Source organism: Pedobacter suwonensis, from assembly GCF_044762335.1.
Classification (GTDB): Bacteria; Bacteroidota; Bacteroidia; order Sphingobacteriales; family Sphingobacteriaceae; genus Pedobacter.
The window spans coordinates 37,279-60,694 of record NZ_JBIWEB010000024.1; the positions used below are offsets into that span (position 1 = coordinate 37,279).

A 23,416-nucleotide genomic window follows, 5' to 3' on the forward strand; every position below is an offset into this window, starting at 1 on the left:
CTAATTTGGAGGCAGCTTTACAGCTGCCTCCGTTGTAGCTTATCATATATGAACAGATATTTGACCATGTTTGCCGTTGTATTACTCTGCGTTTTATTTGTGCAGTGCAAAAAAGATGGAATAACAGGCCCGGTAAATAGTCTTGCCTCATTGGTTAACAAAATTAATTTGGTAAGACAGCGCGGATGCAATTGTGGTGTTGAATATATGCCTCCGGTGGCTGATTTATCTGTGAATAATCAGCTGCAAAATGCGGCAATCATGCATGCAGCAGACATGGCTGAGCAAAACTATTTTGATCATTTATCTCCGGACGGTGGTACTCCGGCCGAACGGGCAACAAGCGCAGGTTACAAAGGCGATTTTAGGGCAGAAAACTTAGCCAAAGGATATCCTGATGCGGATCAGGTTATTAATGCATGGAAAAATAGTGTAAGCCATTGTAAAGCCATGATGGATGCCAAAAGTAAAGAGGTAGGGGTAGGTACGGCACAAAATTATTGGGTAGTAACTTTCGGGAGTCCTAAATAATCTTTTATCGTCTGGTCAATTACATCTAACAGGCCATTATTATATTTATCGTCAGTTAACTCCCAAAACATGATGCCATTTAATTTCTGATCAATTGCATATTTCGTTTTTAATGAAACTGATTTAGGGTCATCAAAAGTAGCAAAATACCGGGTTTGTGGGTTATAATAATAGGGCGCTTCGGCAATCCCGTCCCAAAAATATGTATAGCCATTTTCGGTTGAAAATTGCTTGCCAAAATCTTTAAAAGAGACGCCTTTTAAAAATTTTGTTGGCTGATATAATCCATGGTCGGCATCTATAGTGTTTTCAAAAATACGGGCATAAAATGCTGCGCCTAAGGCAATTTTCCGTGCAGGTACACCTAAACCAATTAAAGCTTTTACAGCATAATCTCCGGATAGTGTTTGTTGCGGAGTAGAATATAAAGGAGTATGGTGGCCACTTTGTGTTGCATACCCACTTACAAGGTCGTAACTCATTACATTAACGCGGTTTACCAGTGGCATTACCCGGTCCCATTCGAAGCAAGAATCAATGCAGTTTTGAGTGCCGCCCGCCGCGAAACTGATCTCTGCTTTTTTACCAAGTTTATTTCTCAGTTCTTTAACCAATAAAGTAAAGTTATGCTTGTCAGCTGGCATATACCGATGCCCGGGATAACCCAAAACTGCCGGGTATTCCCAATCGAGGTCTATCCCATCCGCCTTAAAGAAATCTAAAAGCGCTTTGGTTGTTTTGGCGAATGTCTTTCGTCCTTTATTTCTGCTAAATACTTCCGAACAAGTAGCGCACCCACTCCAGCCACCCATGGCAATCATTACCTTTAAGTCGGGGTTCCGTTTTTTCAGCTCCACCATTTTCGAAATCAAGGCCGAATCTTTGGCTGCCCTGATGTTCAAACTATCGCCCTTTAAGTGTCCGAAACTATAGATCAGGTGGCTGATCTTTTCAATCGGAAAACTATCTATAACTGAACCCTGGCCCGTATAGTAAGCAATAACATTTGGCTTAACTGTTTTTTGTGCCTGTAAATTGTCCGGGAAAAGTGAGAAGGCTGTTAAAAGACAGGTTAAGGATAGATTTCTGATATTTTTAAACACAGGTGGCGGTATTTACGGACTATTTTTCTGCTAAAATGTTTTGAAGTTCGTTTAATTCTGCTACTTTTTCAGTGGCTCCGGCATTTTCATAAGCCGAAATCAGGTTTCTGATTACCCGGCGGATAATATCAGTATTGCTGCACGGTTTATAATATTCAGGCAAAGCTTCTAAGTTTAACTGACGCAAAAACTGATCTACATCGTGTTTGCCAAAAATGTTGCCCCGGTTAAAAGCATTGATGTAAAAGAGTACACCATACTCGGTACCCTCTTGCTTACTGTCATCAATATAACCCAAAATAAAGTGCTGCGGCAAATTGATCCCGTACACGGGCAGGTCTAGTTTTTGGGCCAGGGTAGAATAAATAATGGCTAGAGAGATCTGGTTGCCTTTTTTGCTTTCTAAAACCTGGTTTAAGTAGGAGTTTTGCGGATCATGGTGGTTTTTGGTATTGCCGCTAAAGCCATATTGCTGGTATAAAACATGGTTGATCAGTTTTACTTTCTCAACTGAACTCATTTCGTATTGCAGGCCCAGCCAGATATCCCTTTTAATCTCTTCAATCTGATTAATTACCTTTTGTTCGTCTAAGTCAGGATATTGGTAGCGGTTTATGATCAAAGTGCCCTGCAATAAATCAAAAGCACCACTTAAATACCAAAGGTTTAGATCTTCTTTTACCGTTTTGAACTGGATTTGATGAACAATGTTTTCAATGCGTTCCTGCATCAGTCCATCGAAGGATTGTTCCCATGCATTTTCTAAGTAATGGATAACTTCACCACCATATTCAAGCAGTTTTTTCTCCACATGGTGATACACTTCCTCGTCGGGATCGTCCAATAATTTAACTAAAGCACTTATCTCTGCGATATTTTCCATAAAACATACATACGTTTGCGGTGTTTAATTACTTTTGCAATATTATGTTATTTCAATTTATTAAAGATTATCTTAAACACCGTTTAACAGCTAAGAGCCGGCACGGAACGCATTCGCCATTTGTGTATAAGCTCGCTGATGAGGTAATTTACGATTTTAACGATAAATCTGAATATAAAAATATAGAAGAGCAGCGAAAAAAACTTTTTAATGACGATTCCGTTATCACTGTTACCGACCTGGGGGCAGGGTCTCTCCTTAATAAAAACCGAACAAAGAAGGTAAGTCAGATTGCCAAAAATGCGTTAAAAAGCCCAAGATTAGCCAAGCTTATTTATCGGCTGGCTAAAAACACTAAAGCAAAAAGTGCGATCGAATTGGGTACTTGTTTGGGAATTACGACTGCTTATTTAGCGAAAACAGATGCCCAAACCGAGGTAACTACAATAGAAGGGTGTCCACAAACCGCAGAGGTTGCCAGAAAAAACTTCCAGGAACTGAATTTAGAAAATATCGAACTTCATGTTGGGAACTTTGATTTGATTTTGCCAGATATTATTGCCCGGCAGCCCAGACTGGATTTTGTTTACATTGACGGAAACCACCGTAAAGATGCTACCTTAAATTATTTTAAATGGTGCCTGCCAAAAGTAACGGAAAATTCATTGCTGATTTTTGATGATATTTACTGGAGCGAGGGCATGAAAGAAGCCTGGACCGAAATTAAAAACCACCCTGATGTTACCGTGACCATCGATCTGTTTTGGATCGGTTTGGTTTATTTCAAAAAGGGGCAGGCTAAAGAGCATTTTAAACTTAAGTTTTAATCGTTCATGAAGGAACCAAAATTGGCAGGTATTCAAAAACGATCGGCATTATTTGTTCTGCTGATCAGCCTTTTCTCTGGCATTGCAGCCTACCTGCTTTCGTTTCTTTGGAAAATGGATGCCCTTACGCATATTATGTTTGGGTGGGATATTTTTTGCCTTGTACTCAATACCCTGCATTGGTACATGTTTTTTCATACTTCTGCTGCCGAAACGCATTTGAAAGCGAAAATGCAGGATGAAACCCGAGGAGAAATTTTCGCCATTGTGGTGGTGTCTACCTTTGCAGGTTTACTGGCCGTAGTTTTACTGCTTATTAACAAGGATGTTGAGCCTCTTGATCTGGTTATCGCCATACTGGGTATGTTTTTATCTTGGTTTTTGGTGCATACTACTTTTACGATGCGTTATGCTCATTTATATTATGGTGACAAACGGAAAGAAAAATCGGAAAAAGGTGGTTCAGGATTGGAGTTCCCGGGCAGTGATGAACCTGATTTTATCGATTTTGCTTATTTTTCCTTTGTGTTGGGTATGACTTTCCAGGTTTCGGACGTTGAAATTTCGGATAGAGAAATCAGACGGCTGTCTCTTTTACATAGTCTGATTGCTTTTATATTTAATACCGTAATTGTGGCACTGACGATTAATGCGTTGGCAGGACTAAGCAAATAATTCTGGTTAAAAGACTTGCGAAGTTTGATTTGGTCTAGGCAGATTCTTTAGGAGATAGCAGCTTTTTGGAAATCAACGGTCTATCTCTTTTGGCGGTCTTTAGTCCCGCTCCCGCTTCTGCCGATGAAGAATCGGCATCCGGCTTAGATTGGTTTAGGTACGAAGGATAGATGCCTTATGGGAAGAAATAAATCTATTATTTTATTTGTCTGTTGGTCAGTATTTTATGTGATAAACTGATTTTTCAGTAATATAACTTATTTTTCAGTTGTTTAACTTAAAAATAAGTTATAGATTTGGATATGGAAGAATTAACCAAAGCTGAAGAACGCATAATGCAGGTTTTATGGAAACTGCAGAAAGCATTCGTTAAAGACATGATAGATGAATTGGAAGAGGATCCTAAACCGCCTTATAATACCATTTCGTCTATTGTGCGTTTGCTAGAAAAGAAAGGTTACGTAAACTATAAAGCTTACGGTAAAACCTATGAATATTTTCCGGCCATTTCTAAGGATGAGTATGCTAAAACTACCTTCTCCAAATTGTTTTCAGGTTATTTTGATAATTCTCCAACCAGCCTGTTATCATTTATGGTAAAAGAGGAAAAACTAAGTGAAAAAGATATAGAAGAAATTAAGAAAATCATTAACCAGGATACAAAACCATGATTTTATTCTATCTGCTCAAAGTTACGGCCTGCACTATATTATTCTTCGGATTTTATGTGTTGGTTTTACAAAAACTTACCTTCTTCAAAATCAATCGTTTTTATCTGCTGGTCACTTTACTACTGAGTTTTGTAATTCCAGCTTTGCAATTTGAGATTAAGCACGAAGTGGTGACATTGGATACAGACCCTGTGGCCAACTTGTCTGAAGTGAAAATGGCTGAAAAACCATCACAGCTAATTCAATCCTTAGCGGTCGAACATCAACCAGAAACAAAGCCCGAAATAGATTGGTTAAGTTTAGTTCCTTTTGCTTATGGCGCCATAACTTTGGTTTTGCTGCTTATTTGCATTTGGCGGTTGTTCGGCTTGATTAAATATACTGGAAACTATACTGAAAGTGATGAGGGATTAAAACTGATCAACAAAACTGCTGGCTTTACCAATTGCTCTTTCTTTAATTATGTTTTTATTGATGGAGATAAATTAGGTGATGCTGATTTAGCTGTTTTACTTAAACATGAGCTGGTGCATGCCAGGCAATACCATTCGATAGATAAAATTATTTTAATGGTTTTTAAATCCGTTTTATGGTTTAATCCTATAGTTTACCTGTATGATAAAGCTTTAGAGCAGGTGCATGAATATGAGGCAGATGAATTTACTTCAGCAGCTTATGGAAGTGAGGCTTATGCCAGTCTGTTATTGAAACTGGCCATTGCCAAAAGTGATATGCCCTTGATCCATAATTTTGTGAAAAGCCCGATTAAAGCCCGCATTAAAATGTTGTTTAGTTCAAAATCTCCGGATAAGAAAAAAAATGCCTATCTTCTGATGTTGCCTATGGTTTTAATGCTGTTGTGGGTATTTGCTGTTAAATCTGTGTATGCTGTCAGGCAAATCCGGGTTGAAAATACATCTCAAAAAGGTTTAGCCGAGACCGGACAATCATTATTAAATGATAATGGTACTATTGAGAAGCATTTAATGGCGGGATCTGTTAAAAATATAAAAAAGCGTAATGTGGTACCTGGTAACCAAGGTGCTGTAGAATTTCATGGTTTTAAGAATTCAAAAGAATCAGCGCGACCGGTTAAACCCCGAATTATCTCTTTTACTAAAATTACCGGGGACATAAAAGAGAAAGTTTCTTTTATGGAAAATGCAGTAATTGATATTGTTGATTGCAGATTAAATGCTAAGTATGTACAGCTGGATGAACCAAACCACAAAATGATAGCTAAAAATGCGGTATTAAAAACTAAAGATGGAAATTCATTAACAGCATCGGTTATTGTTTTTGATTTGAAAAATGGAAATTTTAATGCAACACCCGATAACGGAAAAGCAGCAGATCCAAAGAAACCTGGCTTAGAGCGGCAGTTAAAAAATGCCCTTTTAGCTCAGCCAGTTAACGAAACCGACGCGAAGGTAGAATATCGAGCTAAAGATTCTGTTAAGATGAGTAAGGATAAAAGCATCGTTTATTTATTTGGAGACGCAATGGTTATTTATAATGGTATTAAACTTAATGGTTCAAAAATAACTTATAATAAAACGAATAACACATTTTTGGCTAATGGAGCTACTGTGTCTTCAAATAAAATTGATGGGTTGATTAAAGCAGACAGTATTTACCTCGATCTTAAAACTTCGAAAGCTACACTATTCGGTGAAAATTTTTAAACTTATCTGTCAGTCATATTGATTTTATAAAATAAATTATACCTTCAGGATGACATATCAACGAGTGGTAAACAGTAAGTATTTTCCGTGCTTTCCGTGTTTCCGTGGCAATAAACCATCTGTGAGGGTTAGTCGCTAAAAAATCCTTCGACTCCGTTCAGGATGGGCAATAGGCTAAGGTCACTATGCCATCAACTCTTTTCCATCTTACCTTATCCATCCTCTAAAACGCTTCCGCTAAACTGATATAAAATCCTGCCTGGCGCTTTTCATTTGGCAGTTTTTCGCCAATACCGTAATCAAGGCGCACACTCAGACCTTTTGCCGGATCAAAAAAGTAACGGCCGCCAAGGCCATAATTAGGCTTTAGCCCATCGGCACTGAACTGGCCATTGCTAAATACCTTACCCGTACCTGCAAAAGCTACAATGCCAAAGCGGTTCATAAAACGGTACCGGATTTCAGCCTGTGCCGCCATTAAATTCTCATCGCGGTAGCGGCCGCTGTAATAGCCCCGCATCATTTGGTCATTCCCCAATTGCGGGAGCAAGTAAAATGGGGTGCTTTTGCTTTGAATGGTATAATAAATTCCCTGGACGCCCAAAACCACTTTTGGGGCTATGCTAAAGAAACCGCGGAGATCGATCTTAACCTGTGAGCCATTGAAATTATCTCCTCCAAAAAAATCAGGGGCATATTGGTAAGTAACCCTTCCGAAAAAACCTTTGGTTGGATAGTTGTTGCTGTTACGGGTGTCATAACTCTGCGAGGCACCGATCCAGGCTACAGCACCACCATCTCTATCTAAAATCTGTGGGTTAGTAGAATAAATACCGCCTGGCTGCCGGTCTGTAAAATGATGGTTCTCAAAACCCAGTGAAATACCGGTATAAGCCTTTGGTAAAGTATTCATTTCGGCATCGAAAAGTGTTTTAAAAATCCTTTGGTCTAATTTGTCTTCATCCGATTTTGTAGTGTAGTTTCCAATACCATAAAAATTAAAAGGTTGGTTTTTGAAACGGACATCGCCGATAAAATGGTATTTATTGCCTTTAGTCCACATATCGCCCTTTAGCATAAAATTAGCTGTCTTTTTGGTAGAGTAAGTGGTGTTCAGTGCGAAATTAGAACTTCGGTTTAGTGTATCTTTACGGTCCACATAAAAAGAATAAATCGCCCCAACACCAAATTCAAACCCGGTTTCCTGACTATATCCAAAAGCTGGCAAAGGTAAAAAGCTGGCTTTGCGTGTAGTATCCTTTTCGTTCGAGAGCATCTTCCTGATCAGTTTCATCTGTGCAAATGAATTGCCTGAAACAAACGCAAGTAAGATAACCAGATAATATTTTTTCATCGGCGCAAATTACTCATTTTATTGATTTGATCGGATGCTTTTGTCTCTGGATCCCGAAATCCAAACCCAGGTTATAAAAATAAAGGAGCTGTTTTTTTTATTACCGCTCCTTTATTTCTGAGTTTTTATCGTAGTTACAGATTTACTTTAACGAAATAAAGCCTGTTCCGGTCTACCGATTTTGTAGCAGGTAAAATTTTCTGTGCAAATCCACTGGCGCCATTATCCACTACGCCAAAATCATCATCATTGGAAATTACCAGGATGTTTCCTGGCAGTAACGCCAGCCCTTCTGCTTTATCGTGAGGGTAGGAGCCTGTTAGATCTTTAATCAGGTCCAATACCTGCGATTTGCTTACCGGTACAATTCCGGCATCGCTGAGTCCTTTGGCGTTTAACAGTTCTTCAACGGTTTTTCCTCCGTAGAGTTTTCCGTTTTCGCCATTTGCCACATCTGAAATATCTGTGGCTTTGCTAATGTCAATTTTGAATACTTTTTTAAACGGTACAGCGGTGTTACCGGGATCTATACCGTAATTACCATCGCGCTCAAGGGTTAAAAAAGTAGTACTGTTTATGGCTACAATTTCGCTTACACCGGTCAAGGAAGCGTTTTCCATTAAATAGGCAAACTGTCTGGTATTACCGATAGCAATATCAAAAGTTAGGATTCTGATCACCGTTGAACCGGAAACCGCAGATTTTGAAGGATTATACATCGGCGATTGCATGATGCCTACGAGGGTTTTGCCGTCGGGCGTTATGGTTAAGCCTTCCATGCCACGGTTAGCTCGTCTTTTAGCAAAAACAGCTGGGATTTTACGGCCACCGGTGCCGTTTCCGAAGGGATTTATTCTTTCCAGGGTTTTTCCGTTGGCATCAAAGTGTACGAGGTGAGGGCCATATTCATCACTTACCCAGTAAGAACCGTCTGACGTCCTAACCAGTCCTTCTGAATCAATTCCATCGGCACTCGGACTAATGGCGTTGCCATTCAAATCAAAAGGGGTTTCTCCGGTAGCACCCATACCAGTTGGATTGGGTGTTCCAGTTAATTTGTTTCCTGATGTATTTTTCAGTTCTATGGTTTGTTCGAGATATAGTTTACCATCCTTAAGTCTGAACTTACCAATCTGTGGAGCAAAATCTGGTTTGCCGATAATGATAGAGTTTGATGCCTGTCCAGCTACATTGGCACCGCGATCGGTAAGCATATAAAATACATTTGGATCTGTCGGATCAGCAGCTAAGGCCGAACCGAATCCCCCGTTATATACATTTACGCCGTTGGCTGTAGTAAACAGTATAGCCGGTGAATTGACTTCGGCCATATCCGGGTAATTAACTGTAGGGGAAATTTCTTCTCCTTTGTTTTTTTTCAGGAAATGGCCGCAACCGCATATAATGCGGTGATAAAAAGTAATTTTTTATTCATTTGATTGGATTGGATGCGCGAAATTAGAACGGGCATGTTAATCCACTATTAAATAAGGGTAAAGAAAATACGTAGGTACTAAGGGGGATAGCTGTTGTCATTGCTTCCCAAGAAATAGATTTGATCACTTATCTGCATGGAAGATCCTGAAACAAGTTCAGGATGGCGATCGCCGGGAATTGTTGCAATGGCCTCCGCCACCTAAACCGGAGTAATAAAGGTAGCTGCAACTGCTTTCCAAAAAAAAATATAGTAATAAATTCTTCGGATAATAGATCCTTCGGCTCCGCTCAGGATTAACAATTGCTGGGAATCGTTTAATTGCCGCCATTCCTTACGCCCTAAACGCTACACTCTAAACGCTATACGCTTTTAAGTTTTCACCTTTCGGCCTAAATACCTATTTTTGCGGCAAACAATACAAAACGAAATGAGCAATACAAGAGGACCAATATCTCAGTTTATGGAGCGTAATTACCTCCATTTTAATGCTGCTGCAATGATGGATGCGGCTAAAGGATATGAAACGCATCTGGATGAAGGTGGTAAAATGATGATCACACTTGCTGGTGCAATGAGTACTGCAGAATTGGGAATTTCACTTGCAGAAATGATCCGCCAGGATAAAGTGGCCATTATTTCTTGTACAGGTGCGAACCTTGAAGAAGATATTATGAATCTGGTGGCACATTCCCATTATAAACGTGTACCAAATTATCGTGATTTAAGTCCGCAGGATGAATGGGATCTTTTAGAGAACCACTATAACCGTGTTACTGATACCTGTATTCCGGAGGAAGAAGCTTTCCGCCGTTTACAAAAACATATCCACAAAATCTGGAAAGATGCAGATGATGCAGGTGAAAGATATTTTCCACATGAGTTTATGTATAAGATGTTGCTAAGTGGTGATCTGGAGCAATATTATGAAATCGATCCTAAAAACTCGTGGATGCTTGCTGCGGCAGAAAAGAATTTGCCAATCGTGGTACCCGGATGGGAAGACTCAACCATGGGTAACATTTTCGCTTCTTATGTAATAAAAAACGAATTCAAAGCAACCACAATGAAAAGCGGGATTGAGTATATGGGCTGGCTGGCCGATTGGTATGTTAAAAATTCAGAAGGAAAGGGAATTGGTTTCTTTCAGATTGGTGGCGGTATTGCCGGCGATTTCCCGATCTGTGTAGTGCCGATGCTTTATCAGGATATGGAAATGGAAAATATTCCTTTCTGGAGTTATTTCTGCCAGATTTCTGATTCGACCACTTCTTACGGTTCATATTCTGGTGCCGTACCGAACGAAAAGATTACCTGGGGTAAACTGGATATCCACACACCTAAATTTATTGTAGAAAGTGATGCTACTATTGTAGCGCCATTAATGTTTGCCTGGATATTAAAACAATAATCAGAAAAAATAAATAAACCAAATTGGTTTGTACTATGCCCATTGAAGATTCTTCATCAAAATGGGCATTTTTATTGTCAAAATGGCTTGAAATGGCATTTGTTTAGAATGATTATAAATTGTATTTCAAGTCACTATTATGTCATGGGATTTATTAATAAGTTATACTTTTGTTCAAGTTTTGGTGGGGCTACCCCTAGTTCAGCATCAAGTTCACAACAAAAAGTAAATTAAATAAGTATAAAGTGTTCATTATGAGAGATATCTCGATGATTTTAAAAAGCGTTTGGAAGTCGTTATTCGTATTTTCAGCAATTTCCGTAATAGCGGTTTCTACCGTAAATGCGCAGGATGCTAAAGAAGGAAGAACGCTTTTCAAAGCAAAATGTTCTTCGTGCCACGCATTAGATGCTAAATTAGTTGGTCCGGCCTTAAAGGGTGTAAGTGATCGGCACTCGGAAGAGTTCCTTTTAAAATGGATTCCAAATTCGCAAGGCCTCGTAGCTTCTGGTAACCCTGAGGCTGTTAAACTTTTTAACGAAAATGGAAAAGTGCCAATGACCTCTTTTCCTGAGTTAGACGAAACCAAGGTAAAAGATATCTTAGCCTACATTAAAGAGGGGGAGCCAAAAGCAGCTGCAGATCCAAATGCGCCAAAGGCTGGTGCTGAAGATAAAGGTACCTCAGGTTTGTCAATTGCAGGTATCGTAGCTATCGTAATTTTAGCCATCGTTATTTTGGTTATCTTGGGTCGTGCTTCTAAGTTATTAGAGCGTTTGATTCTACAGAAACAAGGTATTGAGATCGAGGAAGACGTGCCATTAAAGGTTGGTGTGCGCAAGATGTTCAAAAACAAGAAATTTGTGATGTTCTTTATCTTGTGTTTAATCATATGTTTAGGTTCATTCGGTTGGATGGGCATGTGGAATACAGGTGTTCATACTGGTTATCAACCGGTTCAGCCAATTAAATTCTCACATGAGCTGCATGCGGGTATCAATCAGATCGATTGTCAGTATTGCCACTCGGGTGCATTTAAATCTAAAAATGCATCTATACCATCATTAAATGTTTGTATGAACTGCCATAAAGCAGTACAGGCAAGAGATAAATATGATGGTGAAGTTTCTCCTGAGATCAAGAAAATCTATAATGCTTTGGGTTACGATCCTGAAACACAGAAATATGATGAGAGTAAAGCTAAACCAATGGAGTGGGTACGTGTACACAATCTTCCTGATTTTGCTTACTTCAACCACTCTCAGCACGTAGTTGTTGCCGAAGATGCCATCCGCAAAGCAAAAGGATTACAACCAACAGAGCCTGTATGTTTCGCCTGTCACGGCCCGGTTAATACGATGGAAGAAATTTATCAATATTCTCCGTTAACCATGAAATGGTGTATCAACTGTCATAAAGAAACAGATATTTCTGGTCAGAAAAATAATGCTTTCTACGCTAAGGTGATCGAAGCGCATGAGAAAATTAAAAAAGGCGAGAAAATTACACCAGCGTTATTGGGTGGTTTAGAGTGTGGTAAATGCCACTATTAATAGATTAGAGTTTAGTAAGAACGTTCGAATAAACAGTAATATAGCTTAAATGGAAAGCAACAAAAAATACTGGAAAGGCTTAGAGGAGTATAACAATACACCCGATTTTGTTAAAAATAACAAAAACGAATTCGCCGAGCCACTTCCAATAGAAGATGTTTTAAATGAAGCAGGGTTAAGTACCGTTACCCCACGCCGCGACTTTTTAAAGGCGTTAGGTTTTGGTTTAGGTGCAGTAACTTTAGCAGCCTGTCAAACTGCTCCTGTTCATAAATCTATTCCTTACCTGGTAAAACCTGAAGAGGTTACTCCGGGTATTCCTAACTATTATACTTCGAGCTTTAATGGCCAGAGTATTTTAGTTAAGACGAGAGAGGGCCGCCCAATTAAAATTGAACCTAATCCAAATGCAGGTCAGTTTTTGTGTGGAACAGATGCGAGAGCGCAGGCGTCGGTTTTAGATTTGTATGATGTATCTAAGCTAAAAGCACCAGCTTTAGTAAAAGATGGAAAAGTTGAAGAAACGACCTGGGCAAAAATCGACAGCTTTGTAAAAGGTGAGTTGGCAAAAGCACAGGCTGGTGGCAAAAAAATCCGCTTGGTATCATCAACTGTAAACAGCCCGTCAACCAATGCGGTTATTGCGCAGTTTATTTCAAAATATCCTGCAACTAAACTGGTACAGTATGATGCTGTATCTTATACTGGTATCATCCAGGCCAATCAAAACAGTTTCGGTAAAGCAGTTTTACCAAAATACAACTTTGATAAGGCTGACTTAATTGTAAGTTTCGGTGCCGATTTCTTAGGTACGTGGATCAGCGGAGAAGAGTTTACTGCTCAATATACTGCTAACCGTAACTACAAGTCGTTAGAAAATAAAAAAATGAGCCGCCACATTCAGTTTGAAAGTGGAATGAGCTTAACAGGTACCAATGCAGATACCCGTGTTCCGGTTAAATTATCGGAAGAGGGACCTGCTTTAATTGCGTTGTATAATGCAGTTACGGGTAATGCTTTACCAGGCGGAACATTGGGTAACAATGCTACTGCTGATAAAGTAATTAAACTGGTAGCTAAAGAATTGGTTCAAGCTAAAGGTAAAGGCCTTGTGGTTTGTGGCTCGAACGATGTTTCTACTCAGATTTTAGTAAATGCCATTAACGCCGCTATCGGAAGTTATGGTACTACGATTGATTTAGATAACCCTTGTTATTTATATGCAGGTAACGATGCCGAATTTAGTGGCCTGGTTGCTGAAATGAACCGCGGCGAAGTTGGAGCTGTTTTATTCTTAAACACTAATCCGGTTTATGATGCTCCAAATGCAAAAGCATTTACTGATGCATTAGCGAAGGTTCCTGCTAAAATTTCATTCTCTGATCGTGCAGACGAAACGGCTACGGTTTGTGATGCTATTGCCATCAACCATAACTATTTAGAATCATGGGGTGATGCAAATGCTTACGAAGGATATTATTCAATTGTTCAACCAACAATCAACCCTGTTTTCAACAGCCGCCAGGCTGAAGAAAGTTTATTAACCTGGGCTGATGCTCCTGTTAAAGATTACTATCAGTTTGTACGCAGCAACTGGGAAGCTAAAATGTTACCAGCTGTTGGTTTGAAATGGGAAGAGGTTTTGGAAAAAGGTGTGGTTACCGCATCCGCTAAACCGGCTGGTACCTATTCATTCACACAATCTCTAGCACAGGTTGCTACATCAATTGCAAATAGCAGCAAAGCTTTTAAAGGTGGCGATCAGATTGAGTTACAGGTTTACGAAAACGTACCTATGCGGGATGGTAAAAATGCCAATAACGCATTCTTACAAGAATTGCCTGATCCGGTATCGAAAGTAACCTGGGATAACTTTGTTGCCCTTGCCCCTAAAACTGCAGAGAAATTAAAAGTTAAAGAGTTTGACGTAGTTTCTGTTAAAGGAAGCAACGGATATTCAGTAGATCTTCCGGTGTTGATCCAGCCAGGGCAAGCACAGGGAACTGCATCTATAGCATTAGGTTATGGCCGTACCAAAGCAGGTAAAGCGGGTAATGAGGTTGGTAAAAATGCTTTCCCGTTTATTTCTTTTGTAAATGGAACCATGCAATATGCTACAAACGTAACCATCACCCCAACAGGTGGTTACTACGAGCTTGCACAAACACAAACTCACCATTCTTTCGAAGGCCGTGCCGTAATTAAAGAAGCTACATTTGCCGCATACTTAAAAAATGCCGGTGCTGGTAACGAAAAAGGAGAGCATAAAAATTACGATCTGTGGGATCAATACGAAAAACCAGGCAACAACTGGGTAATGGCAATCGATTTGAATGCTTGTACAGGTTGTGGTTCTTGTATTGTTGCCTGTAACGTTGAAAACAATATACCCGTTGTAGGCCGTGATGAGGTTCGCCGTCGTCGTGAAATGCACTGGATCCGTATCGATCGTTATTACAGTTATGAAACCAAGAATGGTGATGTAACCAAAGAGAAAGAGATTGCTAAGTTAGAAGACTTAGATCATGTTTCGGTGGTTCACCAGCCAATGTTGTGCCAGCACTGTGATCATGCACCTTGCGAAACGGTTTGTCCGGTATTAGCTACTGTACACTCAAGTGATGGTTTAAACCATATGGCTTATAACCGTTGCGTAGGTACACGTTACTGTGCCAATAACTGTCCATACAAAGTACGTCGTTTCAACTGGTTTAACTACTGGAACGATTCACGTTTCGATAACTATTTAAATAACGAGTTTACCCAATTGGTTTTAAACCCTGATGTAACTACACGTTCAAGAGGGGTAATGGAAAAATGCTCAATGTGTATTCAACGTATACAAGGTGGCAAATTGCAAGCTAAACTGGAGAAACGTCCACTAAAAGATGGCGATATTAAAATGGCTTGTCAGGAAGCTTGTTCAGCAAATGCGATTGTATTTGGAGATGCAAACGATCCAAATTCAGAGGTTTCAAAAGCATTACGTTCTGAGCGTATCTACTACGTATTGGAAGAGATCAATGTGAAACCGGGTATCGGCTACATGACAAAAATTAGAAATACAGATACAACAGTACAAGCGTAAGCTTTAGTATATAGAAAATACAAATTATGTCAGGACATAACGAATCAATACTTAGAGAACCATTAATTACCGGCGATAATATCACGTACGCAAAAATTACGGATGATATTTTGATGCCGGTAGAAAATAAGCCAAATAAGGCTTGGTGGATTGGTTTCATCGTTTCAGCATTGGGTGCTTTACTTTGGGTAGTAGCTGTTAGTTACACCTTTTGGAATGGTATCGGTGCATGGGGCTTAAATAAAACAGTAGGTTGGGCTTGGGATATCACCGGTTTCGTATGGTGGGTAGGTATCGGTCACGCCGGAACACTGATTTCAGCAGTACTATTACTCTTCCGTCAGAACTGGCGTAACTCCATCAACCGTTCGGCAGAGGCGATGACTATTTTCGCCGTAATCTGTGCCGCAACTTATGTGGTGTCTCACATGGGCCGTCCTTGGTTGGCTTATTGGGTTTTACCTTTACCAAATCAGTTTGGATCGCTTTGGGTAAACTTTAACTCGCCACTGGTATGGGATATGTTTGCGATCTCTACATACTTCTCTGTATCATTATTATTCTGGTACACCGGTTTATTACCAGATATCGCAACCATCCGCGACCGTGCCGTTGGTACCCGTAGAAAAATTTATTCTATCTTTTCTTTTGGATGGAGTGGAAGTGTTAAAACCTGGCAACGTTTCGAAGCGGTGTCTTTAATCTTGGCCGGTATTTCTACACCACTTGTGCTTTCAGTACACACCATTGTATCAATGGACTTTGCAACATCCGTAATACCAGGATGGCACACCACCATCTTCCCTCCATACTTCGTGGCAGGTGCGATTTTCTCTGGATTCGCGATGGTATTAACCTTATTATTGGTTGCACGTAAAGTACTGGGCTTAGAGAATTACATCACCATGTTCCACATCGAGTCGATGAATAAAATCATCATTTTAACCGGATCAATCGTAGGTGTAGCTTATTTAACCGAGTTCTTTATCGCATGGTATTCAGGTTCAGAGTATGAGCAGTATGCATTTATCAACAGATCTACCGGTCCTTACTGGTGGTCGTACTGGATGATGATGACTTGTAACGTAATCTCTCCACAATTGTTATGGTTCAAAAAAATCCGCTTAAGCATTAAAGCAACCTGGATTTTATCGATCGTGGTAAACGTAGGTATGTGGTTTGAGCGTTTTGTAATTATCGTTACTTCCTTACACCGCGATTATATTCCGTCAAGCTGGGCTATGTTCTATCCAACCTGGGTTGATATCAGTGTATTCGTTGGTTCAATTGGATTATTCTTCACCTTATTCTTATTGTTCTTAAGGGTATTGCCGTCAATCGCTATTGCAGAGGTTAAATTATTATTAAAATCTGCGAGTGAGCAAGCTAAAATGAAACAGATTAAAGAAGGGCATGAGAATAAAGAATATGTAGCAGAGTACATAGAGTCTTTAGAAAAATTTGATAGTGTTAAACAAGAAGATTACGCAAAAATATAACAATGAGTGATATCAAATATATTTTAGGCAGCTTTGGCGATCCTGACGAAATGATGCATGGCATCGAAAAGCTTCAGGAAAATAACATCAGTATTTATGATGTATATACACCGATGCCTATACACGGAATAGAAGCCAAATTAGGAATAAAAAGATCTAGAATCGATATCGCGGCATTTTGCTTTGGTATTACCGGTACCTGCTGTGCATTTGCTTTGATTTATTTCTGCGCGGTAATCGACTGGAGAGTAAACATAGGTGGAAAACCATCATTCGCGTTACCGGATTTTATTCCAATAATGTTCGAGCTTACAGTATTATTCTGTGCTTTCGGTATGGTGTTAACTTATTATGCATCTACTCACTTATTTCCAGGAAGAGCACCAAGAGTGATGGATCTACGTGCTACTGATGATCGCTTTGTTATTGCAGTTGATGCAAAAGATAATACAGCGCATACTGTAATTGATGGATTATTAAAAGATGCAGGTGCTTTAGAAATAAAGTATAATGAAAGGAAGTACATTAGCTATGAATAAGAATAAATTTGTTTACACAGCGTTTTTAGCTATCGCTTTTGCAGCTACCTTTTCTGCTTGTAAAGATAAACGCAGTACTGGCTTAGAATATGCCAGAAACATGTATGATCCGATTGCTTACAATCCGGATCAGCCAAACAAAAATTTTAAGGATGGTAAAACAGCTCAGTTACCACCTGCCCATACTAAACCAGTAGGTTTTACTGAATATGATGAGTATCCTAATACTAAAGAAGGATATGAAGCAGCAGGAGCGAGTATGGTAAATCCTTTACCAGTTGATACTGTTAATTTGGCCCAGGGTAAACACTTATTTACCGTTTTCTGTAGCCCTTGCCACGGAGATAAAGGTGATGGACAGGGACACCTGGTTAAAATTGAGAAATTTAGTGGTGTACCTGCTTATCAAACCGGTTCATCATCCAGAGGTGGTAACATGGTTGATCTTACCGCAGGTAAAATTTATCATACCATTACATACGGTGTAAATAACATGGGGTCGCATGCTTCGCAAATCTCACCAACAGATCGTTGGAAAGTGGTGATGTATGTTCAACAATTACAAAAAGGACAATAGTAAAGCAAATATAAATGGGAACTCACAATATTAATTTTAGTGAACAGTTTGAGTTTACAGGGAAAGTAAAAACGTTAAGCATTGTTGGTATCGTTATCGGTATTGCGGCTGTATTGTTCGGTTTTTTGGCTGGCGATAAAGTAATGCATGAGCGTACTTTTGCTAACCTGTTGCTTATGGCATATTACTTTGCATGCGTTTGTATGTCTGGTACGTTTTTCCTGGCTGTTCAATATGTAGCGCAGGCAGGTTGGTCTGCATCAATTTTACGTGTACCACAAGCTATGGCCAAAACTTTGCCTATAGCAGCTGTAATACTTGTAGTGGTTATTTCAGCAGGATTATACTCGCACAATTTATATCACCACTGGCATGCTGAAGGTTTAACCGACCAGAACAGCCCTAATTATGATGCTATTATCGCAGGTAAATCGGTATTCTTAAATGTGCCTTTTTTCTTAGGCCGCCAAGTGGTATTCTTAGGTGTTTACAGTATATTTTCGATCATGTTTGTTAAGTTTTCTTACAATGAAGATTTGGCAGGCGGTTTAAATTCATACAGAAAGAGCTTCAAAAATGCCTGTATCTTCCTGGTAATTTACGGTTTTACTACACCGGTATTTGCTTTCGATACGATCATGTCTTTAGAGGCACACTGGTTCTCTACCATGTTTGGCTGGTATAACTTCGCTGCAATGTGGGTAAGTAGTTTGGCAACTATTGCTGTTATCCTGATCTTATTAAGAAGAGCTGGTTATATGCAATGGGTTAACAATAGCCACTTGCATAACTTAGGCCAGTTTATTTTTGGTTTCTCTATCTTCTGGACTTATGTATGGTTTGCTCAATTCCTATTGATTTACTATGCAAATATGCCTGAGGAAACTGTATATTTCTACAAACGTTTTGAATATTATAAGTTCTGGTTTTTCTTAAATCTGGCCATGAATTTCTTAGCGCCGGTATTATTATTAATGGATAGAGATAACAAAAGAACAGATGCCAAATTATTATTCGTTTCTATTGTGGTATTGTTAGGTCATTGGGTAGATTATTACCAGATGATTATGCCAGGTGCGGTTGAAGATGGTCATAATGGTTTTGGAATTGTAGAAATCGGTATTGCATTAGGTTTCGTAGGATTGTTTACCTTTACGGTTTTATCATCATTAAGCAAAAAGCCGTTAATTGCAAAGAATCACCCATTATTACAAGAAAGTTTGCATCATCAGCTTTAGTGGTGATAAGATAGAGCAAATATTTAATTATTATTATAATTAGCAGTACAGCGTACTACTTTTAAGAAAATGAGTTTAAGAAAGTTTATAACGAATAAAACGACCGCAGCTTTGGCAGTATTGATTACTGCTTTTGCAAACACTAGCGTATTTGCGCAAGATGCAGCAGCAGGTGCTGCCGCGGCACCGAAAGTTGATATGGGCGAGGTTTATAAATCGGTAATATTTTATATTCTGGTTTTCCTTGCGGTATGCTTATTCATTGCTATTATTGGTAAAGCAATAAAAGTATATGAGTTAAGCCGCGAAGCACAAGGTAAACCCGTTGGTATCAACTGGAACAGGGTACATGCAAGTTTGTTTGCATTGTTTCTTGTGATCGGTTTATATGGGGTATATTGGGAATATACGGTACATGGATCAATGTTACTTCCTGATGCTGCATCTGAGCATGGAAAGAAAATTGACAGAATGTTTAATTTAACATTAATCATTACCACAATCGTTTTCATAGCAACACACATCCTGTTGTTCGGATTTTCTTACATCTATAAATATTCTGCAAAGAGAAAAGCTTACTACTATCCACACAATAATACCATCGAAAAAATCTGGACCATTGTTCCGGCTTTAGTATTAACTGTTTTGGTTTTAATGGGTTTCTTAACCTGGAGATCTATTTTCTTCAAAGTTGAGGATCCAAATAACAAGCCATTGCAGATTGAGGTTACTTCTGAGCAGTTCAAATGGTCTATCCGTTATCCTGGAGCTGACGGAATTGTAGGTAACAAGAATTATAAGTTGACTACAGCAACCAATACATTGGGTATTGATTTTAAAGATGTTAATTCTCGTGATGATGAAATGGCAGATGAGATGGTGCTTCCTGTGGGCAAACCAGTTAAACTTATTCTGACGAGTAAAGATGTAATTCACAGTTTTTATATGCCACACTTCAGGGTACAGTTAAACACCGTGCCAGGTATGAGAACGGTTTTTGAATTTACGCCTACAAAAACTACTGCAGAAATGCAGCAGGAAACCAACGATCCGAATTTTAATTACCTTTTCTTATGTGCAAAAATCTGTGGATCTGGTCATTATAACATGCAAAAAGTTGTTCGTGTAGTATCAGAGGCTGAATACAAAACCTGGATTGCAGAACAGAAAACATACTTAAATGACGATTTAAGAAAACAATTTAATTTGCCAGTGGCACCTGCACCTGTAAAATCAGAAGCAGATTCAGCAGCTAAAGATTCAGCAGCTGTAAAAACTAACCAAATGGCTTTAAATAAATAATATTAAGCAGGAGCGAACGAATTATGTCAACAATAGCATTACACGACGAACACAATCACGATCACGCTGATCATGGGCATCATAAAGAGACTTTGATTTCAAAGTATATCTTTAGTATGGATCATAAAATGATTGCCAAGCAATTTTTGATTACCGGTATTATCATGGCGGTAATTGCAATGGGCTTATCAATCTTATTCCGTATCCAATTGGCATGGCCAGATCAAAACTTCCCATTCTTAGAAACTTTCTTAGGCAAATGGGCTGAAGGCGGTCGTATCAAGCCCGACTTTTATCTGGCTTTGGTTACCATTCACGGAACCATTATGGTATTTTTTGTACTTACAGCTGGTTTAAGTGGAACGTTTAGTAACTTATTAATCCCACTTCAGATAGGTGCAAGAGATATGGCCTCGCCATTCCTGAACATGTTATCTTACTGGTTCTTCTTTATGGCTTGTGTGATCATGATGTCATCATTCTTCATTCAAACGGGACCAGCATCAGGAGGTTGGACGGTTTATCCGCCATTATCTGTTGTAGCTAAGGCCATGCCAGGTTCAGGCTTGGGTATGACTTTGTGGTTAATTAGTATGGTGCTTTTCGTAGCTTCATCTTTAATGGGTGGTATTAACTACGTAAGTACCATTTTAAATATGCGTACCAAAGGTATGGATCTTTGGAAAATGCCATTGCCGATCTGGGCTTTCTTCCTAACCGCAATTTTAGGTATCCTATCTTTCCCGGTTCTGGTAGCTGGTGTAGTGTTAATGGTATTTGATCGCAGCTTCGGAACAAGTTTCTATTTATCAGATATCGTAATGGGTACTGATATTTTACCAAATGAAGGTGGTTCACCAATCTTATGGCAGCACTTATTCTGGTTCTTAGGTCACCCTGAGGTTTATATCGTAATTATGCCAGCATTGGGTATCTCATCTGAAGTGATTTCAGTTAATGCACGTAAGCCAATTTTTGGTTACCATGCAATGGTTTACTCTTTAATTGGGATCACGGTATTATCGTTTATCGTTTGGGGTCACCACATGTTTGTAACAGGTATGAATCCGTTGTTAGGTGGTGTGTTTATGATTACTACGTTAATTATTGCGGTACCATCTGCAGTAAAAACATTTAACTATCTGGCTACATTATGGAGAGGTAATATCCGTTTTACGCCAGCCATGTTATTCGCCATTGGTTTAGTTTCATTCTTTATCTCTGGTGGTTTAACCGGTATCTTCTTAGGAAATGCTTCTTTGGATATTAACTTACACGATACTTATTTTGTTGTTGCCCACTTCCACCTGGTAATGGGATCTGCAGCAATTTTTGGTATGCTTGCAGGTGTTTATCACTGGTTTCCTAGAATGTTCGGTAGAATGATGAATGCTAAATTGGGATACTTACATTTCTGGTTAACTTTCATTGCAGCTTACCTGGTGTTCTTTCCACTTCACTTCTTAGGTTTAGATGGGGTACCGCGTCGTTATTATGCGTTTACCGAGTTTGAATTTATGAAGAAATGGTTAACGGTTAACGTATTTGTAACCTGGGCAGCTATTATGGCGGCTCTGGCTCAGGTAGCGTTCCTATTTAACTTCTTTTACTCTATCTTTAAGGGAAAAGTAGCCCCTCAAAATCCTTGGGAAGCGAATACTTTAGAATGGACTGCACCTGTTGAACACTTACATGGTAACTGGCCAGGTGAAATCCCAACGGTTTACAGATGGCCATATGATTATAGCAAGCCAGGACATGACACAGATTTTATTCCGCAAACTGTTCCTTTCTCTCAAACGATGAGCTCTAACTTACCTCATGATTTTGAAGGAAATGAGGAAGCCGAAAAAATTCAGCAAGATTGGGAATTAGCTAATCCTGTTACAGAAAACAAGGGATAGTTTAAGCTTTAAATAAAATTTCAAAGGGGTATCTGATTAAGTTTCTGCTTATCCGGATACCCTTTTCATCTTAATAGATATATGGTCAGCAGATCAGAACAGCGTTTCATTAACATTAATCTTATAACCATCATAGTCACACTATTGGTTGTACTTGCCGGAGGTATTGTACGTAGTACCGGATCTGGCATGGGGTGTCCGGATTGGCCAAAATGTTTCGACCGTTACATTCCGCCAACTGATGTATCTCAACTTCCTGCCAATTATAAGGAGAAATATGTAGCTGGCCGCTTGAAGAAGAATGAAAAATTTGCTAAATACCTGGAAAGTATGGGCAAAGTTGCCCTTGCTGATAGCATCAGGAACGATAGAAGTATAACTATACCAGAAGAATTCAATCCAGCCAAAACGTGGACAGAATACCTGAACCGCTTAGTAGGCGTAGCTGCAGGCATCTTTCTATTGCTTACTGCTATTTATTCTTTTATCTATCGGAAAACGGCTAAACGCATCATTGTACTGAGTGTACTTAATATTTTTGTTGTGGGCTATCAAGCCTGGCTGGGATCTATTGTAGTATCAACCAATCTGGCACAGTGGGTGGTAACCGTTCACATGCTTTTAGCATTGGTAATATTGGCCATCTCAATATATACGTATAATTATGCAAAACAGCTCAATAAAGCGCCTTCGGTAATTATGTATAAAATATTATGGCTTAAAGGCTTTTTGTTCTTTACACTTGCAGTGAGCATTGTTCAGATTATTTTGGGCACCGATGTAAGGGAGGCAATAGATGTAATTGCCAAATCTTTAGGCTATAGTGAGAAGGCAATATGGATTTCGAAGGTGGGATATATTTTTTCTTATCACCGTGATTTGGCCATTTTGGTCGTAATCACCAACGGTGTGGTTTATAAAATGGTTATTGACCGTTTTAGTGGTAAAGCTGCTCCGTTGCTAACGGCCAAGTTTATTTTAGTAACGCTCTTTGTTCAATTATTAAGTGGTTTAGCTTTAGCATATATTGCTTTTCCACCAGCAGCGCAGGCACTGCACATTTTGTTCTCTACGCTGTTGTTTAGTTTACAGTTTTATCTGTACTTACTGGTTTACAGAACAAGTACATATAAACAATAAT

At 39.2% G+C, this 23,416-nt stretch carries 19 protein-coding genes; 15 read left to right on the plus strand and 4 right to left on the minus strand.

From position 1 onward, the window contains the following. Nucleotides 1-48: 48 nt before the first annotated feature. A complete protein-coding gene (locus ACIQXP_RS23235) occupies nt 49-531 on the plus strand; it encodes a CAP domain-containing protein (RefSeq protein WP_387508155.1) in 483 nt (160 codons plus the stop codon). Here ACIQXP_RS23235 and ACIQXP_RS23240 read toward each other — a convergent pair. Both ACIQXP_RS23240 and ACIQXP_RS23245 read right to left on the minus strand, forming a co-directional pair. Beyond that, complete coding sequence (locus ACIQXP_RS23240; protein ID WP_387508156.1) at nt 498-1,634, minus strand: glycoside hydrolase family 18 protein; 1,137 nt, start codon at nt 1,632-1,634, stop codon at nt 498-500. The genes ACIQXP_RS23235 and ACIQXP_RS23240 overlap by 34 nt on opposite strands. 19 nt (nt 1,635-1,653) lie before the next feature. Then, complete coding sequence (locus ACIQXP_RS23245) at nt 1,654-2,517, minus strand: transglutaminase-like domain-containing protein (protein WP_293745169.1); 864 nt, start codon at nt 2,515-2,517, stop codon at nt 1,654-1,656. A gap of 44 nt (nt 2,518-2,561) precedes the next feature. Between ACIQXP_RS23245 and ACIQXP_RS23250 the strand changes: the two genes are divergently transcribed. The 4 genes from ACIQXP_RS23250 to ACIQXP_RS23265 all read left to right on the plus strand — a co-directional run bounded on the left by ACIQXP_RS23250 (nt 2,562) and on the right by ACIQXP_RS23265 (nt 6,375). Further along, nucleotides 2,562-3,344 carry an O-methyltransferase gene (locus tag ACIQXP_RS23250; protein WP_293745168.1) on the plus strand — a complete coding sequence of 261 codons (783 nt, stop codon included), beginning with the start codon at nt 2,562-2,564 and terminating at the stop codon, nt 3,342-3,344. Between the two features lie 6 nt (nt 3,345-3,350). Continuing rightward, nucleotides 3,351-4,019 (plus strand): DUF1345 domain-containing protein, encoded by a 669-nt coding sequence (locus ACIQXP_RS23255; RefSeq protein ID WP_293745167.1) that lies wholly within the window; start codon nt 3,351-3,353, stop codon nt 4,017-4,019. A gap of 302 nt (nt 4,020-4,321) precedes the next feature. Beyond that, the gene (locus ACIQXP_RS23260; protein WP_293745166.1) at nt 4,322-4,690 is read left to right on the plus strand and encodes a BlaI/MecI/CopY family transcriptional regulator; all 369 of its coding nucleotides are present in this window, start codon (nt 4,322-4,324) and stop codon (nt 4,688-4,690) included. Continuing rightward, the gene (locus tag ACIQXP_RS23265) at nt 4,687-6,375 is read left to right on the plus strand and encodes a M56 family metallopeptidase (protein ID WP_293745165.1); all 1,689 of its coding nucleotides are present in this window, start codon (nt 4,687-4,689) and stop codon (nt 6,373-6,375) included. The genes ACIQXP_RS23260 and ACIQXP_RS23265 overlap by 4 nt, the downstream gene beginning before the upstream one ends. A 223-nt stretch (nt 6,376-6,598) precedes the next feature. Here the strand turns inward: ACIQXP_RS23265 and ACIQXP_RS23270 are convergent, their stop codons facing one another. Together ACIQXP_RS23270 and ACIQXP_RS23275 are read right to left on the minus strand one after the other, a co-directional pair. Then, nucleotides 6,599-7,729, minus strand: coding sequence for a BamA/TamA family outer membrane protein (locus tag ACIQXP_RS23270; RefSeq protein WP_293745164.1), 1,131 nt, complete (start codon nt 7,727-7,729; stop codon nt 6,599-6,601). A 134-nt stretch (nt 7,730-7,863) separates the two neighbouring features. Then, nucleotides 7,864-9,060 carry an esterase-like activity of phytase family protein gene (locus tag ACIQXP_RS23275; protein ID WP_387508158.1) on the minus strand — a complete coding sequence of 399 codons (1,197 nt, stop codon included), beginning with the start codon at nt 9,058-9,060 and terminating at the stop codon, nt 7,864-7,866. 534 nt (nt 9,061-9,594) lie between these two features. Here ACIQXP_RS23275 and ACIQXP_RS23280 point away from each other — a divergent pair. The 10 genes from ACIQXP_RS23280 (at nt 9,595) to ACIQXP_RS23325 (ending at nt 23,415) form a co-directional block, all read left to right on the plus strand. Beyond that, nucleotides 9,595-10,575: a deoxyhypusine synthase family protein gene (locus tag ACIQXP_RS23280; RefSeq protein WP_090986771.1), complete on the plus strand. Its 981-nt coding sequence runs from the start codon at nt 9,595-9,597 to the stop codon at nt 10,573-10,575. A 254-nt stretch (nt 10,576-10,829) separates the two neighbouring features. After that, nucleotides 10,830-12,128, plus strand: a complete 1,299-nt coding sequence (locus ACIQXP_RS23285; RefSeq protein WP_293745162.1) for a c-type cytochrome — start codon at nt 10,830-10,832, stop codon at nt 12,126-12,128. Nucleotides 12,129-12,177: 49 nt separating this feature from the next. After that, nucleotides 12,178-15,216 carry a TAT-variant-translocated molybdopterin oxidoreductase gene (locus ACIQXP_RS23290; RefSeq protein WP_387508159.1) on the plus strand — a complete coding sequence of 1,013 codons (3,039 nt, stop codon included), beginning with the start codon at nt 12,178-12,180 and terminating at the stop codon, nt 15,214-15,216. A gap of 26 nt (nt 15,217-15,242) precedes the next feature. Then, nucleotides 15,243-16,715, plus strand: a complete 1,473-nt coding sequence (nrfD, locus tag ACIQXP_RS23295; RefSeq protein ID WP_090765459.1) for an NrfD/PsrC family molybdoenzyme membrane anchor subunit — start codon at nt 15,243-15,245, stop codon at nt 16,713-16,715. Between the two features lie 2 nt (nt 16,716-16,717). Beyond that, nucleotides 16,718-17,254 carry a DUF3341 domain-containing protein gene (locus tag ACIQXP_RS23300; RefSeq protein WP_090986764.1) on the plus strand — a complete coding sequence of 179 codons (537 nt, stop codon included), beginning with the start codon at nt 16,718-16,720 and terminating at the stop codon, nt 17,252-17,254. Continuing rightward, nucleotides 17,226-17,831: a c-type cytochrome gene (locus ACIQXP_RS23305; protein WP_387508160.1), complete on the plus strand. Its 606-nt coding sequence runs from the start codon at nt 17,226-17,228 to the stop codon at nt 17,829-17,831. The genes ACIQXP_RS23300 and ACIQXP_RS23305 overlap by 29 nt, the downstream gene beginning before the upstream one ends. Before the next feature lie 14 nt (nt 17,832-17,845). Then, nucleotides 17,846-19,069 (plus strand): quinol:cytochrome C oxidoreductase, encoded by a 1,224-nt coding sequence (locus ACIQXP_RS23310; protein WP_090986760.1) that lies wholly within the window; start codon nt 17,846-17,848, stop codon nt 19,067-19,069. Between the two features lie 69 nt (nt 19,070-19,138). After that, on the plus strand, nt 19,139-20,371 hold the full coding sequence (locus ACIQXP_RS23315; RefSeq protein WP_293745160.1) for a cytochrome c oxidase subunit II: 1,233 nt from the start codon (nt 19,139-19,141) through the stop codon (nt 20,369-20,371). Between the two features lie 23 nt (nt 20,372-20,394). Then, on the plus strand, nt 20,395-22,275 hold the full coding sequence (locus ACIQXP_RS23320; RefSeq protein ID WP_387508161.1) for a cytochrome c oxidase subunit I: 1,881 nt from the start codon (nt 20,395-20,397) through the stop codon (nt 22,273-22,275). Nucleotides 22,276-22,356: 81 nt separating this feature from the next. Then, nucleotides 22,357-23,415, plus strand: a complete 1,059-nt coding sequence (locus ACIQXP_RS23325) for a COX15/CtaA family protein (protein ID WP_293745159.1) — start codon at nt 22,357-22,359, stop codon at nt 23,413-23,415. Nucleotide 23,416 lies beyond the last annotated feature (1 nt).

Excerpts from the sequence above, each read along its gene's own strand:
- ACIQXP_RS23235 (WP_387508155.1), top strand. The coding sequence starts at position 49 with ATGAACAGATATTTGACCATGTTTGCCGTTGTATTACTCTGCGTTTTA.
- ACIQXP_RS23245 (WP_293745169.1), bottom strand. The coding sequence starts at position 2,517 with ATGGAAAATATCGCAGAGATAAGTGCTTTAGTTAAATTATTGGACGAT.
- ACIQXP_RS23250 (WP_293745168.1), top strand. The coding sequence starts at position 2,562 with ATGTTATTTCAATTTATTAAAGATTATCTTAAACACCGTTTAACAGCT.
- ACIQXP_RS23255 (WP_293745167.1), top strand. The coding sequence starts at position 3,351 with ATGAAGGAACCAAAATTGGCAGGTATTCAAAAACGATCGGCATTATTT.
- ACIQXP_RS23260 (WP_293745166.1), top strand. The coding sequence starts at position 4,322 with ATGGAAGAATTAACCAAAGCTGAAGAACGCATAATGCAGGTTTTATGG.
- ACIQXP_RS23265 (WP_293745165.1), top strand. The coding sequence starts at position 4,687 with ATGATTTTATTCTATCTGCTCAAAGTTACGGCCTGCACTATATTATTC.
- ACIQXP_RS23270 (WP_293745164.1), bottom strand. The coding sequence starts at position 7,729 with ATGAAAAAATATTATCTGGTTATCTTACTTGCGTTTGTTTCAGGCAAT.
- ACIQXP_RS23275 (WP_387508158.1), bottom strand. The coding sequence starts at position 9,060 with ATGGCCGAAGTCAATTCACCGGCTATACTGTTTACTACAGCCAACGGC.
- ACIQXP_RS23280 (WP_090986771.1), top strand. The coding sequence starts at position 9,595 with ATGAGCAATACAAGAGGACCAATATCTCAGTTTATGGAGCGTAATTAC.
- ACIQXP_RS23285 (WP_293745162.1), top strand. The coding sequence starts at position 10,830 with ATGAGAGATATCTCGATGATTTTAAAAAGCGTTTGGAAGTCGTTATTC.
- ACIQXP_RS23290 (WP_387508159.1), top strand. The coding sequence starts at position 12,178 with ATGGAAAGCAACAAAAAATACTGGAAAGGCTTAGAGGAGTATAACAAT.
- nrfD (WP_090765459.1), top strand. The coding sequence starts at position 15,243 with ATGTCAGGACATAACGAATCAATACTTAGAGAACCATTAATTACCGGC.
- ACIQXP_RS23300 (WP_090986764.1), top strand. The coding sequence starts at position 16,718 with ATGAGTGATATCAAATATATTTTAGGCAGCTTTGGCGATCCTGACGAA.
- ACIQXP_RS23305 (WP_387508160.1), top strand. The coding sequence starts at position 17,226 with ATGAAAGGAAGTACATTAGCTATGAATAAGAATAAATTTGTTTACACA.
- ACIQXP_RS23310 (WP_090986760.1), top strand. The coding sequence starts at position 17,846 with ATGGGAACTCACAATATTAATTTTAGTGAACAGTTTGAGTTTACAGGG.
- ACIQXP_RS23315 (WP_293745160.1), top strand. The coding sequence starts at position 19,139 with ATGAGTTTAAGAAAGTTTATAACGAATAAAACGACCGCAGCTTTGGCA.
- ACIQXP_RS23320 (WP_387508161.1), top strand. The coding sequence starts at position 20,395 with ATGTCAACAATAGCATTACACGACGAACACAATCACGATCACGCTGAT.
- ACIQXP_RS23325 (WP_293745159.1), top strand. The coding sequence starts at position 22,357 with ATGGTCAGCAGATCAGAACAGCGTTTCATTAACATTAATCTTATAACC.